Raw genomic sequence first — 15,419 nt, 5'->3', positions numbered from 1 at the left:
GGGCCATGAACTCGATCGCAAGCTCGCGCCGCCATCTGTTCGTCGGCGTCTGGACGGGGCTCGTCCTCTTCGCCGTCTATCTGCCGATCCTCTGCGGGGCGCTGGCCGGCCTGTCCCGCGGCCGCTACTTCGCCTTTCCGGTGCGCGCATTCTCCCTGGAATGGTGGGACCGGACCTGGGCGTCGCTGGAAATCCACGAGCTGGTGCGGACCTCCCTCCTCGTCGCCTTTCTGGTGACGGCGATCTCGGTCGCCTTCGCCTTCTTCGGCGCGCTCGCCTTCGCCCGCTACGACTGGAAGGGCCGGCGCCTGTTCCAGAAGCTGATCCTCCTGCCGATCTTCTTTCCCCAGCCGGTGCTCGGCCTCGCGCTGCTTCTCTGGTTCAACGCGCTCGGCATCGATCCCAGCTGGAAGACCGTGGTGATCGCCCATCTCGTCTGGATCGTCCCGGTCGTCACGCTGGTCATCGCCATTCAGGTCTATGGCTTCGATCCGGTGCTGGAAGAGGCGGCCGGCGATCTCGGCGCCTCGCGCCTGTTCATCCTGCGGGAGATCACGCTGCCGATCCTCTGGCCGGGGATCTGGTCGGGCGCGCTCTTCGCCTTCCTTCTCTCCTGGGGCAATTTTCCGCTGTCGCTCTATACGGCGGGCGCCGATTCCACCGTGCCGAAATGGCTCTATTCGAAGATGGTCGCGGGCTATACGCCGATGGTGCCGGCCCTTGGCACGATGGCGACGCTTGCCGCCGCCTTCGTCCTCCTCGCCGGCGGGGTCGGGACGCTCCTGCTCCGGCGGCGCGCGGCGGCCCATTCGTCCGGTTGAGGGGCGCTTGCCTGCTCCGGGCGATCGTCCTATCGCAATCGCCGGGCGAACGGGGGAGCCGGGATCATCATGGCGTCGTCGAAATCGCGCCGCCAGTCGCGCATCCTGGCCGAGCTGGACGGCCAGCCGAGCCTTCGCGTCGCCGAACTCGCGCGCATCCTGTCGGTGTCGACGGAGACGATCCGGCGCGACCTCGACGAGCTGACCGATCAGGGGCTTCTCAATCGAACCTATGGAGGCGCGACGCGCCCCTTGAGTTCCGAGCCCTCGGTGACCGAGCGCCATCTCCTGTTCCAGGAGGAGCGCCAGCGTATCGCGCGCGCCGCCATGGGGCCGCTCGCCGGCGCCCATACGTTGATGATCGGCTCCGGCTCCACCACCGTCCACGTCGCCCGCCGCATCGCGACCGAGATGAAGAACGTCACCGTGATCACCCATTCGTTCGGTGTCGCGACGGTGCTGGCCATCAATCCGACGATCAAGGTCGTGATGCTCCCGGGCGAATATCACGCGCTGGAGGGGGCGATCGTCGGCGCCCATGCCGTGGCCTTCCTCGAAAGCTTCCGTGCCGATTTCGCCATTCTCGGCGCGAGCGGCCTGATGGAAGAAGGGCCGACCGAAGCCCTGATCGAATGCGGCGCGATCTATACCGCCATGACACGGCGCGCCGCCGCGACGATGGTCGTCGCCGATCACTCGAAATTCGGCCTGATCTTCCCGTCGCGCTACGCGCCCTGGCCGAAGATCGGCCATCTCGTGACGGATCGCCCGCCGGCCGACGACCTCGCGGCCGAGATTCGGGCGAGTGGGGTGCGACTGACGCTCACCAGTTGAACCTTCCATAATATGGGTTGGCGCAGCGCTGCCATATAGGCTCGATACGACGTTAAAGTTCCATAATGAAACTTATGCAACCATGCGTAAGATGATGATCCATATGGATTAATGCCGGGTCGTTCACAGCACGCCTGCAACCATACGCCGGAAGGCGGACGGAGCGGAAGCCCCTTCCCGTTCCTCGGGCTCCGGCGTCGCGCCGGCGCGGGAGTGCCGGTGCCGACGAGGGTCGGCGGTGGCCCGGCATGCGGGACGGACACGGCGATCGAAAGGCCGTGCCGGGTGTTCCGGCTCGTTTCCATACGAAAGATTATAGTTCCGGACACGTGCCCCCAAGATGCCGGAGGCAGGATCTCCGGCGCCGGGATAGCTCGGCCCGCCGATCCGGCGGATGGGTTTCGGCGGGCGCTGGACGAGCCCGGCCGGAGCGGGAACCCGAAGGTCCGGCGAATGATCCTGCCCGAGATCGATGTCTGCATCACCGCCGCCCGGCGGCCGGATGTGCTGTCGCGGACGCTGGCCTCCTTCGAGGCGGGCCTCTTCCGCCATTTCCGCATCCGTCGCGTCATCGCCAATATCGATCCGGTCTTCGGCTCCTTCGACGAAGGCGAGGATTGCGCGCGGATCCTGCGCGACCTGGACCCCGATGCGGAGATCTATTGCCCGAAGGCAAGCGGCTTCGCCGCGGCGGTCGCGCGGACCTGGCTGAACAGCCGCACGGAGCTGATCCTGCATCTGGAGGACGACTGGCTGCTCGGCCGGACGGTCGCGCCAGATGACATCCTGCCGCGCTTCGCGGACGCGGCGGTCGGCCAGGTCAGCTTCAACCATGCCAACAAGAACTGGGACATTCCGGGCAAGGGGCCGTTCTGCTACATCAAGCGCAGCCGCCGGATGCTCGGCGTCGCCCTGCCCTTCAAGGTCCGGATGCCGAACTTCCTCACCGGTCCCTCGTTCCTGCGCGGCGATTTCGCCCGCGCCGCCGCGCGGCGGATGGATCCGCAATTCGATCCGGAGAAGCAGTTCTGCCGGGGGCTCAATCCGGTTCTCGAAGCCTTCGTCGCGCCCTATCGCAACCTGATCCTCGGCGAGATGGGCGCTTATTACATCGAGGATATCGGCCGAGACTGGCGCGCGGCGCGCGGCATCGAGAAGAGAATAGTCGCCGGCCGGTCCGTCTGGCACGCGTCCCCGGACCTCTGCCCTCCCGGCGCCGCGTCCGACCAGCCGCGTCTGGCGGCCTGAGCGCGGCGCCCCTCTTGGCAGACGGCGCGCCGACGGCTAGGCAGGCCGCGATCGATATCCGTCACCCTGCGGCAGCCGCCATCCGTTCGGCGCCGCTGGTCCGGCGCGCGGTGCCGGACCGTGCCGCCGGCGGCGGCGCGCAGACGATGGGGGCGACTTGAAGCTGCTCGTGATCGAGGACGACCGCCAGACGGCGGACTATGTCTGCGACGGGTTGCGCGAGGAAGGCCACGATGTCGACCACGCGGCGACCGGCCCGGGCGGGATGGAACTCGCCTGCACGCGCGATTACGAGGTGCTGATCGTCGACCGGATGCTGCCCGGCCTCGACGGTCTGTCGCTGGTGCGGGCGCTGCGTTCGGCCCGCAAGGACGTGCCCGTCCTGTTCCTCACCTCCCTCGGCGGTGTCGACGACCGCGTCGAGGGCCTGGAGGCCGGAGCCGACGACTATCTCCTGAAGCCCTTCGCCTTTTCCGAGCTCCTGGCGCGCGTCCACGCGCTCGGGCGGCGCGCGCCGAGCCGGCGCGAGGAGACGGTGCTGCGCGTCGGCGACCTCGAACTCAATCTCCTGACGCGCGGCGCGATGCGCGCCGGCCAGGCGATCGAGCTCCAGCCGCGCGAGTTCCGCCTGCTCGAATATCTGATGCGCAATCGCGGACGGATCCTGACCCGCACCATGCTCCTGGAACGGGTCTGGGAGCTGCATTTCGATCCTCAGACGAATATCGTCGAGACCCATATGAGCCGCCTGCGGACCAAGATCGACAAGCCCTTCGACAAGGAGATGATCCGCACGATCCGAGGCGCCGGCTATTGCCTGAATGCGCCTGCCTGACCGCCTGCGCACGACCTCCTTCCGCCTGGGGGTCGGCTATGCCGTGTTCTTCCTCGTCTCGGTGCTGGCGATCTTCGGCGCCGTCTACATGGCGGCGCGCTCCGAGGTCGCGGCGGTGATCCGCTCCACGATCGCGGAGGATTTGGAACGGCTGCTCGGGGCGGAGGCGGCGAAGGGCGGCGCCGCCCTGCGGGCCGCCGTCGCCGAGCGCACGATGGCGGCCGCCACGGATCAGTTCTATCTGCTCCTCGACGCGGGCGGCGGCGTCATCGCCGGCAATCTGCCCGGCGAGCTCTGGCGCGAGGGCTGGTCCGAGCAGAAGCCGAAGCCGAAGCTGATTGCCTCCAGCGAGGCGCTGCGCGAAGCCTCCGACACCAATTACGAGCATAAGGTCCATCTGTTCTCGCTCGGCCTCGTCCTTCCGGACGGCGAGCGGCTGATGATCGCGCGCAATTCCTATCTGCTCGGCGAGTTTCAGGAGATCGTCCTCGACGCGCTGAAATGGGGCAGCGGCCTCACCGCCCTCTTGGCGCTGATCGGCGGCTTCGCCGTCAGCAGCGGGCCGACCCGGCGGGTCGATGCCATCGCCGCGACGATGCGCACGATCGCCGGCGGACGCTTCGACCAGCGGCTGCCGGTGCTCGGCCGCGGCGACGAGCTCGACCGCCTGTCCAGCGACATCAATCGGATGCTGGAGCGCGTCGAAGCCCTGATGGAGAGCCTGAAGCAGGTCTCCGACGATATCGCGCACGATCTGCGCACGCCGCTCGCCCGATTGCGCCAGCGCCTCGACGGCGCCGCGCGCCAGGCGGGCGATGTCCGGGTCCTTCAGGAGGCCGTGGCGGACGCGACCGCCGAGGCGGACACGATCATCGAGACCTTCAACGCCCTCCTGCGCATCGCGCAGATCGAGGCCGGCGCCCGCCGCTCGCGCTTCGCGCGGCTCGATCTGGGGCAACTCCTGACGCAACTCCACGACATCTACGATACGGTCGCCGAAGATGCGGGACTGCGGTTCGAACTCGTCGTCGCCGATGATCTCAGCGTGGACGGCGACCGGGACCTTCTCCAGCAGCTCTTCGCCAATCTCATCGAAAACGCGCTGACGCATGCCGCGACCGCGACGCGATTGACGCTCCGCGCCAGCCGCGCCGGCGGGACGATCGAGGCGGAACTCGCCGATGACGGCCTCGGCGTGCCGGACGGCGAACATGCGAGGATCTTTCGCCGGCTGTACCGGCAGGATCGCAGCCGCACGACGCCGGGCAACGGCCTGGGCCTCGCCATGGCCGCCGCGATCGCGGACCTCCACGAGGCCCGGATCGAAGCCCTCGGCAACGATCCCGGCCTCCTGATCCGCGTGGCCTTCCCCACGCCCGCCGATTGATCCGGCCGGCGGTCCCGCCCGTCCGTCGCTCGCAGATCTTCGGCGTCCCGAGCCTGACGGCGGCGAAGAGCCCCTCCTCCACCCACAGGTTCTGTCAGGGCTTCGGAGGCTGTTCGACAGATGTCGATGGCAGGGCTCCTTAGGTTGGCATCAACATCAGGCTTTCGGCGGGCAACGGCGTCATGTCCAATGAATGCATGGATAGCGAAAGCGTCTTCCGATCCTGGCTGCCGGGCGACGGCGAGATGGCCGAACGCATCCGCGCCTTCGACTGGTCGCAGACCTCGCTCGGACCGATCGCCGAATGGTCGCCCACCCTCCGCACCGTCGTCGGGTTCATGGTCGCCGCTCGCCAGCCCGTCTTCCTCGGCTGGGGGCCGGAGACCGTCTCGCTCTACAACGATTGCATCGTCCCGATTCTGGGGGCGAAACATCCGGCGAGCCTCGGCAGGTCGTTTCGAGAGGTCTTCGCCGAGGTCTGGACCGACTACGAGCCGATCGTCACGCGGACGATGGCCGGCGAGGCGCATTATCTCGAGGACCAGCCGGTGCGGCTCGCCGGTCGCGGCGAGGACGAGCCGAGCTACTTCACCTATTCCTGGACGCCGCTGCGCGAGGCGAGCGGAGAGGTCGCGGGCTTCCTGTCGATCGCCACCGAGACCACCGCGAAGGTGCTCAGCCTCGGCATGCTCCGGCAGAGCGAGAGGCGTCAGGCCTTTCTCCTGCAACTCAGCGACGCCATTCGGGCCCTTGGCGAGGCGGACGAGATCCGCACGACCTCGACGACCATGCTCGGACGGCATCTCGGCGCGAACCGTGTCGCCTATGCCGAGCACCGGCCGAAGGATGCGACATTCGCGGTCGCGCCGAATTTCGTGGACGGCACGCAGGAGATCGTCGGCGAGTTCCGATACGAAGCCTATGGACCCGACATTCTCGACCAGCTGCAATCCGGGCGCCTGCGCATCCAACCGGACATCCAGGCCGACGCGACGCTCGACGGCACTCAGAAGCGACGGCTCGCCGAGGCGGGCGTCGCCGCCTCGCTCAACGTGCCCGTCTTGAAGCAGGGCCGCCTCGTCGCCTTTCTCGGCGTCAACTACGCCAGTCCCCATGTCTTCGAGCCGGCGGAGATCGAGCTGGTCGAGGAAGTCGCCGCGCGGACCTGGACCGCGATCGAGCGCGCGCGCGCCGAGGCCCTGCTCCGGCAACGCGAACTCGACCTCGCGCGGGTCCAACGCATCGGCGAGGTGGGCGGTCTCGATATCGACATCGCCAATGGGCTGCGCAGCAAGCGCTCGCCGGAATATCTGCGGCTTCACGGCCTGTCGGCGACCGGCTCGGAAGAGACCCACGCGCAGTGGCGGGCACGCGTGCATCCTGACGATCGCGAGGCGGCGGAGCGTACCCTGTTCGCGGCCCTGGAGGGCGGCGGAAGCGGCTATGAGAGCGAGTATCGCATCGTCCGGCCGAGCGATGGCGCGATACGGTGGATCCATGCCCGTGCCGATATCGAGCGGGACGGAAACGGCAGGCCGACGCGTCTCGTGGGCGCTCATCTCGACATCACCGAGCAGAAGGAGACGCAGGAGGCGCTGCGCACGAGCAGGGAGCGGCTGCGCCAGTTCGGCGAAGCCTCGACGGATGTCCTCTGGATTCGCGATGCCGAAACGCTGCAATGGACCTATCTGACGCCGGCCTTCGAGACGATCTACGGCATCGGCCGCGAGGCGGCGCTCCATGGCAACGACTTCCGGCGCTGGGTCGAGCTGGTCGAGCCGGCCGATCGCGGCGAGGCGCTCGCCGCCATTCGCCGGGTCCGTGCCGGCGAGCGGACGAGCTTCGACTACCGGATCCGGCGGCCGGATGGGGAGGTGCGCTGGCTGCGCAACACCGATTTCCCGATCCGCGACGACTATGGCGTCGTCACCAGCATCGGCGGCGTCGGCCATGACGCGACCGAGCTGAAACGGATCGAGGAGGCGCTCCGAGCGAGCGAGGAACGCTTGCGAAGTGCTGTCGAGGTCGGCAGGGTGGGGCTGTGGGACTGGGACATGGTGGCCGAGCGCATCCACTGGTCGGACGAGCATTTCCGCATGGAGGGCTATGCGGTTGGCGAGGTCGTGCCGAGCTACGAGGCCTGGGCCAGCAGGCTCCATCCCGACGATCGCGAGGCGACGGAGGCCGCGCTGCGGAGCGCCAGGGACAGCCGGACCGAATATGTCCATGAGTTCCGCACCCTCCTTCCGGACGGCGCGATCCACTGGTGCGCGGCGCGCGGCAAGTTCTTCTACGACGAGGAGGGCCGCCCAATCCGCATGGTCGGCGCCATGATCGACACGACGGAGAAGCGCGAGCTGCTCGACCGGCAGATGGTCCTGATCCACGAGGTCCAGCATCGCACCCGCAACCTCATCGGCGTCGTCCGCTCGCTGGTCGAGCGGACGCTCGAAGCCTCGTCCTCCGCCGACGAGTTCCGCACCAGCATCCGCGACCGGTTGGGCGCGCTGTCCCGCGTCAACGGCCTCCTGTCGCGACTGGAGAGCGGCGAGAAGATCACCTTCGACGAACTCCTGCGCGCCGAACTCTCGGCCCATGGCCTTCTGCAGAACGGCGCGGCGCGCCAGCTGACGCTCGAGGGGCCGACCGGCGTGCGGTTGCGCTCGACGACCGTCCAGACCTTCGCCCTCGCGCTGCACGAGCTCGCGACCAATGCCGTCAAATACGGGGCGCTGGCGTCCGATGTCGGACATCTGACGATCCGCTGGCAGGTGCGGAGCGAAAGCGGCGGCCGGCGCCTGCTGGTCGACTGGCGCGAGAGCGGCGTGCCCGACATGCCGACGGGCGACATGGCGGCGAAGGGCGGCGGCTTCGGTCGCCAGCTGATCGAGAAGGCTTTGCCCTATCAGCTGAAGGCGCGGACGAGCTATGTCTTCGGCGCGGATGGCATCCATTGCGTCATCGACATGCCGGTCACGGCCGATCAGCCCAAGATCTAGCCCGAAGGCCGGCGCCTAGCTCGCGGGGCCGACATAGCGCGATTGCGGGCGGATCAGCCTGCCGCTCGTCGCCTGTTCGCGCGCATGCGCCAGCCAGCCGACGCTGCGCCCCATGGCGAAGACGCAGGTCAGGCTGTCGGCCGGAAAGCCGAGGGCGTCCAGAAGAACGGCGGTGTAGAATTCGACATTCGTCTCCAGCCTCCGGCCCGGCTTGTGATCCTTGAGGACCGCGAGCGCCGCCGCCTCCACCTGCTCCGCCTGGGCAAGCCGTCCCGCTTCGACGCCGAGCGTCGCGAGGGCGCGCTTCAGGGCGTCCGCGCGCGGATCGCGGACGCGGTAGATGCGATGGCCGAATCCCATCAGGCGCTCGCCCCGCGCCAGCGCCGCTTCCAGCCAGGCGCGCGCGTCGCCGGCCTCGCCGATATCGTTCAGCATCGTCAGCACCGGACCGGGCGCTCCGCCATGCAGCGGGCCTTTCAGGGCCCCGAGACCCGCCAGCACCGCCGATGTGAGCCCGGCCTGCGTCGAGGCGACGACGCGGGCGGCGAAGGTCGAGGCGTTGAGACCATGGTCGCAGACCGTGACGAGATAGGTTTCGAGGGCGGCCGCCTCCACGCTCGACGCCGGCTGGCCGCGCAGCATGCGCATGACGTCCGCCGCATGGCCGAGCGAGGCATCGGGCGCCACCGGCGCATGGCCGGCGCGCAGCCGTAGATAAGACGGCAGAAACACCGCCGGGGCCGCGACGAGGCGCAGGGCGGTCGCGAGATCCTCGCCATCCGCCAGCCGCGCGACCAGCGCGCGCACGGCTTCGAGCGGCCCATGGCGGATCAGCCGCTCATCCAACGCCGCGACTTCCGCGAAGACCGCGTGCCTCGCCTGGCCTAGATGCGCGCGCCACTCGCCGCCGGACGGCCTGTCGTCGAAGAAGCCGTCGAAAAGCAGCGCCGTCGCCTCTTCGACGCTCGTCCGGCCTGCCAGTTCGTCGAGCGAACGACCCCGGATCACCAGGCGTCCCGCCGCGCCGTCCACATCGGAAAGAATGGTGGAGGCCGCCACCACGCCGTCGAGACCGTCCGTCATCATCGTCTGCTCCCTTGCGTCTTCGCGCAATCGATGGGCAGGATCGGGATGACGATCAATCTTGAAACATATAATCAACGTCCGATGAGCGAATGGCTGACGGCTCGCGACGTGATGCTTCGGCTCGGCCTCAAGCCGCAGACGCTCTACGCCTATGCCAGCCGCGGGCGGATCGAGGCACGGCCGGACGAGGCCGATCCACGGCGGAGCCTCTACCGGGCGGCGGATGTGATGCGCCTGGAGCACCGCAAGGCGCGCGGGCGACGCGATGCCGCCATCGCCGAGGATGCGATCGACTGGGGCGAGCCGGTCCTCGCCTCGGCGATCACCACGGTTGCCGGGGGACGGCTCTGCTATCGCGGGCACGACGCCGCCGTGCTGGCCGAGACGGCGCGCCTGGAGGATGTCGCCCGTCTCCTCTGGGCCTGCGGCGAGGCGCCCTTCCCGCCCCTGCATCTTCCAGTGCCGGCGGGTTCGGCGAAGCAGCGCATGTTCGGCGCCTTGGCCGCGAAGGCGGCGAGCGACGGCGTGATGGGCGCGCGCACGGCGCGCTCGCTCTATCTCGAAGCCGCGTCCGTGCTCGACCTCCTCGTCGACGCCGTGGCGGGCGGGCCCGGCACCGGCCCGATCCATGCGCGGCTGGCGCAAGCCTGGAGCTGCGACCTTGAGGGCGCCGATCTTCTCCGGCGTAGCCTCGTGCTTCTCGCCGACCACGAATTGAACGCCTCGACCTTCGCGGTGCGCGTGACGGCCTCGACCCGCGCCTCGCTCGCCGCCTGCGCGCTGGCGGGGCTCGCCGCTTTGTCCGGCCCCCTGCATGGCGGCATCGCCGGCCGCCTGCGCGGCTTCCTGGACGAGGCGCGTCGCAAGGGCGCGGAGACGGCGGTGCGGGATCGGCTGGCGGATGGGCTCGCCCTCACCGGCTTCGGCCATCCGCTCTATCCGGACGGCGATCCGAGGGCGCGGGCGCTTCTGTCCGCCTTCGCGCCGCCGCAGGATTTCGAGGACCTCCGCCGGGCGGTCGAGGCGGCGAGCGGCCAGCGGCCGAATATCGACTACGCGCTGACCGCGCTCACGACGGGGCTCGCCCTCCCCGAGGACGCGCCGTTCCAGATCTTCGCCACGGCCCGCTGCACCGGTTGGATCGCCCATGCGCTCGAGCAGGTGCAGACGGGACGCCTGATCCGCCCCCGGGCGCGTTATGTCGGGCCGCGACCGGACGAGGCCGCGAGCCCGTGAGAAGCCTCTCGGTGCCGCACGGACCGCGCCGACCGGGGCGGCATCGGCGCGCCGCCCCTGGAATGGCCGCTCGTCACGCGACCTTACCCGATCCGCGGAAGGCGGCGACGGTCAACCACAGGGCGGATAGCAGGAAGTAGAAGGCGCCGAAGGCGGCATAGGGAGCGATGTCGGTGATCGAGGGCGCCGCCGCGCCGAGCGATTTCTGGATCATGTGCGCGCCGGCGAGGACGGACTGGCCTCCGCTCAGGATCATCGCCCATTGGGCGCCTTCGGAGCGCCTGCGCCGTAAGCCCGTGACGAGTTGAGCAAGGCCCGACAGTCCGGCCCAGATGCCGAAGACGGCGAGAACCGAGTGCATGTCCCGCAGGATCGCGAGCGCGACGACGACCGCTGTCAGGGCGCTGGCGATGACGTTCAGGCTCTGGCTCCTGTTCGCGGCCAGACCGCCGCTGACCCGCGCATCGACGAAGTTCGCGACGGCGTCCCACGCTGGATAGAGCACCAGGAGAAGCGCCACGGCAAAGGCATTGTCGGCCGCCAAGATGGCGCCCGCCACCCAAGCGACCGAGAAGACCGTCCGGGCGTAGTAATAGGACCGCAGCCAGTGGGACTGCGAGGGAAATGACGATGGCATTGGTTGACCTTTCTTGAAGTATCTACCTACTAGTTGGTAGATTTTGAGCCGTCAACCCGTCGGCGCGAGAACCGGTTCCACGCCCCTTGTCCTCCTCGCCTTCGAAAGCTAGGCCCTGCCCCATGGAAACCTCGACCGCCGACCGCATCCTCGACGTGACGCAGTCGCTGCTGATCGCCGGCGGCTATCATGGCTTCAGCTATGCCGACATCGCGGCGGTCGTCGGCATCCGCAAAGCCAGCATTCACCATCACTATCCGACGAAGGCGGACCTCGTCGCGGCCCTGGTCCGCCGCTATGTCGGTCAGACGCAAGCCGGCCTTTCGGCCATCCGACGGCATGTCGCGGGGCCGGCCGCGCAGCTCGATGCCTATCTCGGCTATTGGCGCAAATGCGTTCAGGACGCGACGCAGCCCTTCTGCGTCTGTGCCATGCTGGCCAGCGAGCTGCCCTCGCTGCCGGCATCCGTCGCCGCCGAGGTTCGCCTCCACTTTCAGGCCTTGGTCGAATGGCTGGCCGCGACCCTGGCGGCGGGAGCGGAACAGGGCTCGCTGCGCCTGTCGGGCAAGGCCGAAGAGGAGGCCCAGGTCTTGATGGCGACCGTCCACGGCGCGCTCCTGTCGGCCCGCGCCTTCGGCGATCCCGAGCTTTTTCAGGCCATCGTCACGCCGCCGGCCGAACGGCTGCGCGCCTGACCTATCGCTCGCCCGGGGGCCGATGATACCCGCGCGTCGCGACAGCTGCGCCGGTTTCCTTCGCCGCGTTCTGTCCCGCGCGCTGTCGCACCGTCCTCAGGAATAGCCGAGCAGCAACGTGCCGGCGATGTCGCGGGCCTTCGGGGCCAGCTCGTCATCCGGCAATTCGCCCGCGGTCCAGAAGGACAGGACACCGCGAAAGGCGAAGGCGAGTTGACCGGGCAGACGGCGCAGCGCCTCGTCCCGTCGCGACTGCGCCAGCCCCTCGCCCGCGCCGAGCGCGAGAGCCCAGAGAGCGGTCGAACGCTCCCAGGCCCGGCCGGGCGTCGGCCCGGCGGTCCCGATCCAGGACATGACGGTCCGGTTGACCGCCGGCTCCTCGCACATCACGGCCGCCGCGATGTCGACGGCGAGGAAGATGCGCCCCGCCGCGTCCGGCGGCACCGGCGATCCGGCGAGCCGCCGGGTCATCGCCTCGATCCGCCGTTGCGAAAGGGCGTGCATGATCGCCGCCTTGCTGCCGAACTGGTTGAAGGGCGTGGCGAAGCTGACGCCCGCCCCGGCGGCCAGATCGCGCATCGAGAAGTCGGCCTTGCCGTCGCGCAGCAATCGTTCCGCCGCGTCGATGACGCGCTGGCGCACCGGCTCGCCTCGGCTGGCCGGCATGGGATCCGTTCCCTTCGATCTCGTCTTGCGATCCGCCATGCCATTATCTATATCATGATATAAACAAACGATCGAAGGAAGTTTGATCATGGTCGCCGATGCAGCCAAGACATTTCTCATCACCGGCGTCAGTTCCGGGCTTGGACGCGCCTTCGCCATCGGCGCCCTGGAGGCCGGCCACCGGGTGATCGGCACGGTGCGGCGCGCCGGCGATGCCGAGCTCTTCGCCGCGCTCGCGCCCGGGCGTGCCCATCCGATCGTGCTCGACGTGACCGATTACGATGCGGTCCCGGACGCGCTGGCCGAGGTCGAGCGGCGGGTCGGCGCGATCGACGTCCTCGTGAACAATGCCGGCTATGGCCATGAAGGCGCGGTGGAGGAATCGTCGATGGACGACCTCCAGCGCCAGTTCGCGGCCAATGTGTTCGGGCCGGTGGCGATGATGAAGGCGGTGCTGCCGGGCATGCGCGCGCGCCGGTCCGGGCATATCGTGAATGTCACCTCGATGGGCGGCTTCATCACCATGCCGGGGATCGCCTTCTACTGCGGTTCGAAATTCGCGCTGGAAGGCATTTCGGAAGCGCTCGGCAAGGAAGTCGCCGGCTTCGGGGTCCGGGTCACGGCGCTCGCGCCCGGCCAGTTCCGCACCGACTGGGCCGGCCGGTCGATGGACCGCACGCCGCGCAGCATCGCGGATTACGATGCCGTCATCGATCCGATTCGCGCGGCGCGGCAGGCGAAGAGCGGCCATCAGCCGGGCGATCCGGCCAGGGCCGCAGAGGTGCTGCTGGCGCTGGTCGCGGCCGAAGACCCGCCGACACGGCTGTTCCTCGGCGAGGATGCGCTGGGGCTGGTCACGCGGAAGCTGGAGGCCATGCGGGCCGAGCTCGCCGCCTGGGACGGCGTTTCGCGCTCCACCGGTTTCGCCGCCTGATCGGTGACGGGACGGGCGTGCCCGACGCTCTCGCCCGCCCGGTCCCGTCACGGCCACGATCTCGGCGGACCGCCGTCATCGGGCCGCGAGACGGCTCCAGGCCAGAAGCGCGGCCGCGATCGCGGCCGCCAGCCAGATCGCGACGATGGCGATCAGTCCGGCGCGGCTCGTCGGACGGTCCGTCCGCCGAACCGCCCGGGCGCGGAACTCCTCCATCAGCGGCGCGGGAATCAGGCGCACCGCCCATAGGATGCCGAGCGGCACGATCAGGAGGTCGTCCAGATAGCCGAGGACCGGAATGAAATCGGGAATGAGATCGACTGGCGAAAGCGCATAGGCGGCGACGATGGCGGCGACGATCCGGGCCGCGGCAGGCGTCCGGGGATCGCGCGCGGCGATCCAGAGCGCCACGACGTCGCGCTTGATCGCACGCGCCCAGCGTTTCGCCGAAGAGAGCCAACCGGTCATGGCGCCGAGGATAGCCGGCAGCGGTTAGGCGGGCGTGAAGGCCAAGACGCCTCACCCATACCTCTTCCGTCGATCGAACGCCGTCCGTCCGGATCGGTCCTTCGACACGGCGCCTGTCAGACGGCCAGCGGCGCGAAGAAGCAGAGGGCCTTCTTTGTCTTCGGTGCGTAGCAGGCATGGAAGCGGTTGTCGGGCGAGGGCTTCACGATGGCGGAAGGATAGAAGATGCCCTCCGCCCGATATCCGCCGTCGACCTTCTCGGCCTCGGCCAGCGGATGACAATCCTGATCGCTGCAGCATTCGAGCGGATACCAGGAATGCACCAGCCAGAGAGCGAGGACGAGCGACTTCATCGACTTGATCCCTTCGCGGGTCGGGCTCCGTCCATCCGTTAACGCGACGGTCCCGATCCGGTCCGACACCGGTCGCCCGCTAATGGTCAGCCGCCTGCCGGATCGACGCGCGTCGTCGCGACGACGTCGGATCGACGGCCGCTCCCGGACGACGTGCGGAGCGAGGACGATTTCGCGCGGCGGTCCCGATCACGAAGCGTCGCCTCGAAATCCCTCCCGCCGTCGTCAGCTCTCTTCCATGAAACCAAAATGAATTCCTTCCGGTCCTTGCATATGACGAGCCATGTCCATATGTTGTAGAAATCGATATTCGGCCGGATCATTTGGCCTCGCACCATCGGAATGGTGCTTGTTCTTCTGTCTTCCCACCTTTTGTTCGATTTGAGCGGTTCGCAACTCGTGCGCGCCGACGATATACCTATGCGTGAGAAAGGTCTCCCGATGATTATGGGAACCGTGAAGTGGTTCAACGCCCAGAAGGGCTTCGGCTTCATTCAGCCGGACAATGGCGGTCCGGATGCCTTCGTCCATATCAGCGCGGTCGAGCGCGCGGGTCTGACGACCCTGAACGATGGTCAGAAGGTCTCCTACGACCTCGTCGCCGATCGGCGCACCGGCAAGCAGTCGGCCGACAATCTCCAGGCCGCCTGAGCCTGACAAGCGTCCGACCGTGGCTCGTCGTCGAGGCGGGCTCGGTCACGCTCTGAAATTCCATCGTCTTCGCGCCGACCACGGATGTACTGGCGGGGCGAAGCTCGATGGACGGATGCCGCGCCAAACCGGTGCGGCATCATCTTCCTCTCGCCATCCACGGCGATCCCGGTTTCCGACTGTCGGAGCCGGAAAATCCAGCCGGCACTCCCACCCTTCCGTGGTCGAGCGAAACGCCGGCGAACGAAAGTCATTCATGCACAGCAATTCTCATCTCCGCGATCTGGCGGAGCGGCATTTTCGTCCGCAGCCCGACACGACGGGCGAAGGCCTGGCCGCGCTCCTCGTGAGTGCGGAGGCCAAGGCCAACGACGAGAAGACCGCCCGCCTGAAGGCGCTGCGGATGGAGCGCGACGGGGTCGTCAGACCCGAGCGCGCGAAGCCGATGCGCCCCTCGGCCGCCACGCGCCTCATTCGCCGATAGTTTCGGACGCCGGCGATCGGTTTCCGCGAGCCGCGGGCACCTGCGCCGGCATGCCCGACCGAACCAGAGACAAAGGCAGGAGAGA

General features: G+C 68.5%; 16 protein-coding genes. 11 read left to right on the top strand and 5 right to left on the bottom strand.

Features of this window, described 5'->3' with window-relative positions; translation table 11 throughout:
• Window positions 1–5: 5 nt before the first annotated feature.
• The 6 genes from IEY14_RS12290 (at window position 6) to IEY14_RS12265 (ending at window position 8,124) form a co-directional block, all read left to right on the top strand.
• A complete protein-coding gene (locus IEY14_RS12290; RefSeq protein WP_188908814.1) occupies window positions 6–821 on the top strand; it encodes an ABC transporter permease in 816 nt (271 codons plus the stop codon).
• A 69-nt stretch (window positions 822–890) separates the two neighbouring features.
• Entirely contained in the window at window positions 891–1,655 is a 765-nt protein-coding gene (locus tag IEY14_RS12285; protein WP_188908813.1) for a DeoR/GlpR family DNA-binding transcription regulator, read from the top strand.
• Between the two features lie 453 nt (window positions 1,656–2,108).
• Window positions 2,109–2,903: a glycosyltransferase family 2 protein gene (locus tag IEY14_RS12280; protein WP_188908811.1), complete on the top strand. Its 795-nt coding sequence runs from the start codon at window positions 2,109–2,111 to the stop codon at window positions 2,901–2,903.
• A 157-nt stretch (window positions 2,904–3,060) separates the two neighbouring features.
• On the top strand, window positions 3,061–3,738 hold the full coding sequence (locus IEY14_RS12275) for a winged helix-turn-helix domain-containing protein (protein WP_188908810.1): 678 nt from the start codon (window positions 3,061–3,063) through the stop codon (window positions 3,736–3,738).
• A complete protein-coding gene (locus IEY14_RS12270) occupies window positions 3,725–5,125 on the top strand; it encodes a sensor histidine kinase (protein ID WP_188908808.1) in 1,401 nt (466 codons plus the stop codon). Before IEY14_RS12275 ends, IEY14_RS12270 begins: the two co-directional genes overlap by 14 nt.
• Window positions 5,126–5,322: 197 nt before the next feature.
• Window positions 5,323–8,124 (top strand): PAS domain-containing protein, encoded by a 2,802-nt coding sequence (locus tag IEY14_RS12265; protein WP_188908806.1) that lies wholly within the window; start codon window positions 5,323–5,325, stop codon window positions 8,122–8,124.
• Window positions 8,125–8,139: 15 nt separating this feature from the next.
• Here the strand turns inward: IEY14_RS12265 and IEY14_RS12260 are convergent, their stop codons facing one another.
• On the bottom strand, window positions 8,140–9,207 hold the full coding sequence (locus IEY14_RS12260) for a citrate synthase/methylcitrate synthase (protein ID WP_188909250.1): 1,068 nt from the start codon (window positions 9,205–9,207) through the stop codon (window positions 8,140–8,142).
• Window positions 9,208–9,291: 84 nt separating this feature from the next.
• Between IEY14_RS12260 and IEY14_RS12255 the strand changes: the two genes are divergently transcribed.
• Entirely contained in the window at window positions 9,292–10,446 is a 1,155-nt protein-coding gene (locus tag IEY14_RS12255; RefSeq protein ID WP_188908804.1) for a citrate synthase, read from the top strand.
• Window positions 10,447–10,519: 73 nt separating this feature from the next.
• On the opposite strand, the gene IEY14_RS12250 is transcribed toward IEY14_RS12255, so the two are convergent.
• Window positions 10,520–11,083 carry a DUF308 domain-containing protein gene (locus IEY14_RS12250; RefSeq protein WP_188908802.1) on the bottom strand — a complete coding sequence of 188 codons (564 nt, stop codon included), beginning with the start codon at window positions 11,081–11,083 and terminating at the stop codon, window positions 10,520–10,522.
• 122 nt (window positions 11,084–11,205) lie between these two features.
• Between IEY14_RS12250 and IEY14_RS12245 the strand changes: the two genes are divergently transcribed.
• Window positions 11,206–11,778, top strand: coding sequence for a TetR/AcrR family transcriptional regulator (locus tag IEY14_RS12245; protein WP_188908800.1), 573 nt, complete (start codon window positions 11,206–11,208; stop codon window positions 11,776–11,778).
• Between the two features lie 96 nt (window positions 11,779–11,874).
• On the opposite strand, the gene IEY14_RS12240 is transcribed toward IEY14_RS12245, so the two are convergent.
• A complete protein-coding gene (locus IEY14_RS12240; protein WP_188908798.1) occupies window positions 11,875–12,444 on the bottom strand; it encodes a TetR/AcrR family transcriptional regulator in 570 nt (189 codons plus the stop codon).
• Between the two features lie 88 nt (window positions 12,445–12,532).
• On the opposite strand from IEY14_RS12240, the gene IEY14_RS12235 reads away from it, so the two are divergent.
• Window positions 12,533–13,378, top strand: coding sequence for an oxidoreductase (locus IEY14_RS12235; RefSeq protein WP_188908796.1), 846 nt, complete (start codon window positions 12,533–12,535; stop codon window positions 13,376–13,378).
• A 75-nt stretch (window positions 13,379–13,453) separates the two neighbouring features.
• Here the strand turns inward: IEY14_RS12235 and IEY14_RS12230 are convergent, their stop codons facing one another.
• A complete protein-coding gene (locus IEY14_RS12230) occupies window positions 13,454–13,846 on the bottom strand; it encodes a YkvA family protein (protein WP_188908795.1) in 393 nt (130 codons plus the stop codon).
• 116 nt (window positions 13,847–13,962) lie between these two features.
• Window positions 13,963–14,199, bottom strand: a complete 237-nt coding sequence (locus IEY14_RS12225) for a hypothetical protein (protein WP_188908793.1) — start codon at window positions 14,197–14,199, stop codon at window positions 13,963–13,965.
• A gap of 441 nt (window positions 14,200–14,640) precedes the next feature.
• Between IEY14_RS12225 and IEY14_RS12220 the strand changes: the two genes are divergently transcribed.
• Together IEY14_RS12220 and IEY14_RS12215 are read left to right on the top strand one after the other, a co-directional pair.
• A complete protein-coding gene (locus tag IEY14_RS12220; RefSeq protein ID WP_188908790.1) occupies window positions 14,641–14,850 on the top strand; it encodes a cold-shock protein in 210 nt (69 codons plus the stop codon).
• A gap of 256 nt (window positions 14,851–15,106) precedes the next feature.
• Window positions 15,107–15,334, top strand: a complete 228-nt coding sequence (locus tag IEY14_RS12215) for a hypothetical protein (protein ID WP_188908789.1) — start codon at window positions 15,107–15,109, stop codon at window positions 15,332–15,334.
• The last annotated feature ends 85 nt before the right edge of the window (window positions 15,335–15,419 follow it).

Origin of the sequence: Aureimonas endophytica, from assembly GCF_014642635.1 — a bacterium.
GTDB classification, from domain to species: Bacteria; Pseudomonadota; Alphaproteobacteria; order Rhizobiales; family Rhizobiaceae; genus Plantimonas; species Plantimonas endophytica.
The sequence above is the reverse complement of the archived record's forward strand: the minus strand, read 5'-3'. Positions and strand labels throughout refer to the sequence as shown.

What these genes read in the sequence shown, in the direction of transcription:
- IEY14_RS12250 (WP_188908802.1), bottom strand. Translation starts at nt 11,083, where the DNA reads ATGCCATCGTCATTTCCCTCGCAGTCCCACTGGCTGCGGTCCTATTAC.
- IEY14_RS12215 (WP_188908789.1), top strand. Translation starts at nt 15,107, where the DNA reads ATGCACAGCAATTCTCATCTCCGCGATCTGGCGGAGCGGCATTTTCGT.
- IEY14_RS12265 (WP_188908806.1), top strand. Translation starts at nt 5,323, where the DNA reads ATGGATAGCGAAAGCGTCTTCCGATCCTGGCTGCCGGGCGACGGCGAG.
- IEY14_RS12290 (WP_188908814.1), top strand. Translation starts at nt 6, where the DNA reads ATGAACTCGATCGCAAGCTCGCGCCGCCATCTGTTCGTCGGCGTCTGG.
- IEY14_RS12255 (WP_188908804.1), top strand. Translation starts at nt 9,292, where the DNA reads ATGAGCGAATGGCTGACGGCTCGCGACGTGATGCTTCGGCTCGGCCTC.
- IEY14_RS12240 (WP_188908798.1), bottom strand. Translation starts at nt 12,444, where the DNA reads ATGCCGGCCAGCCGAGGCGAGCCGGTGCGCCAGCGCGTCATCGACGCG.
- IEY14_RS12235 (WP_188908796.1), top strand. Translation starts at nt 12,533, where the DNA reads ATGGTCGCCGATGCAGCCAAGACATTTCTCATCACCGGCGTCAGTTCC.
- IEY14_RS12280 (WP_188908811.1), top strand. Translation starts at nt 2,109, where the DNA reads ATGATCCTGCCCGAGATCGATGTCTGCATCACCGCCGCCCGGCGGCCG.
- IEY14_RS12225 (WP_188908793.1), bottom strand. Translation starts at nt 14,199, where the DNA reads ATGAAGTCGCTCGTCCTCGCTCTCTGGCTGGTGCATTCCTGGTATCCG.
- IEY14_RS12285 (WP_188908813.1), top strand. Translation starts at nt 891, where the DNA reads ATGGCGTCGTCGAAATCGCGCCGCCAGTCGCGCATCCTGGCCGAGCTG.
- IEY14_RS12230 (WP_188908795.1), bottom strand. Translation starts at nt 13,846, where the DNA reads ATGACCGGTTGGCTCTCTTCGGCGAAACGCTGGGCGCGTGCGATCAAG.
- IEY14_RS12245 (WP_188908800.1), top strand. Translation starts at nt 11,206, where the DNA reads ATGGAAACCTCGACCGCCGACCGCATCCTCGACGTGACGCAGTCGCTG.
- IEY14_RS12260 (WP_188909250.1), bottom strand. Translation starts at nt 9,207, where the DNA reads ATGACGGACGGTCTCGACGGCGTGGTGGCGGCCTCCACCATTCTTTCC.
- IEY14_RS12270 (WP_188908808.1), top strand. Translation starts at nt 3,725, where the DNA reads ATGCGCCTGCCTGACCGCCTGCGCACGACCTCCTTCCGCCTGGGGGTC.
- IEY14_RS12220 (WP_188908790.1), top strand. Translation starts at nt 14,641, where the DNA reads ATGATTATGGGAACCGTGAAGTGGTTCAACGCCCAGAAGGGCTTCGGC.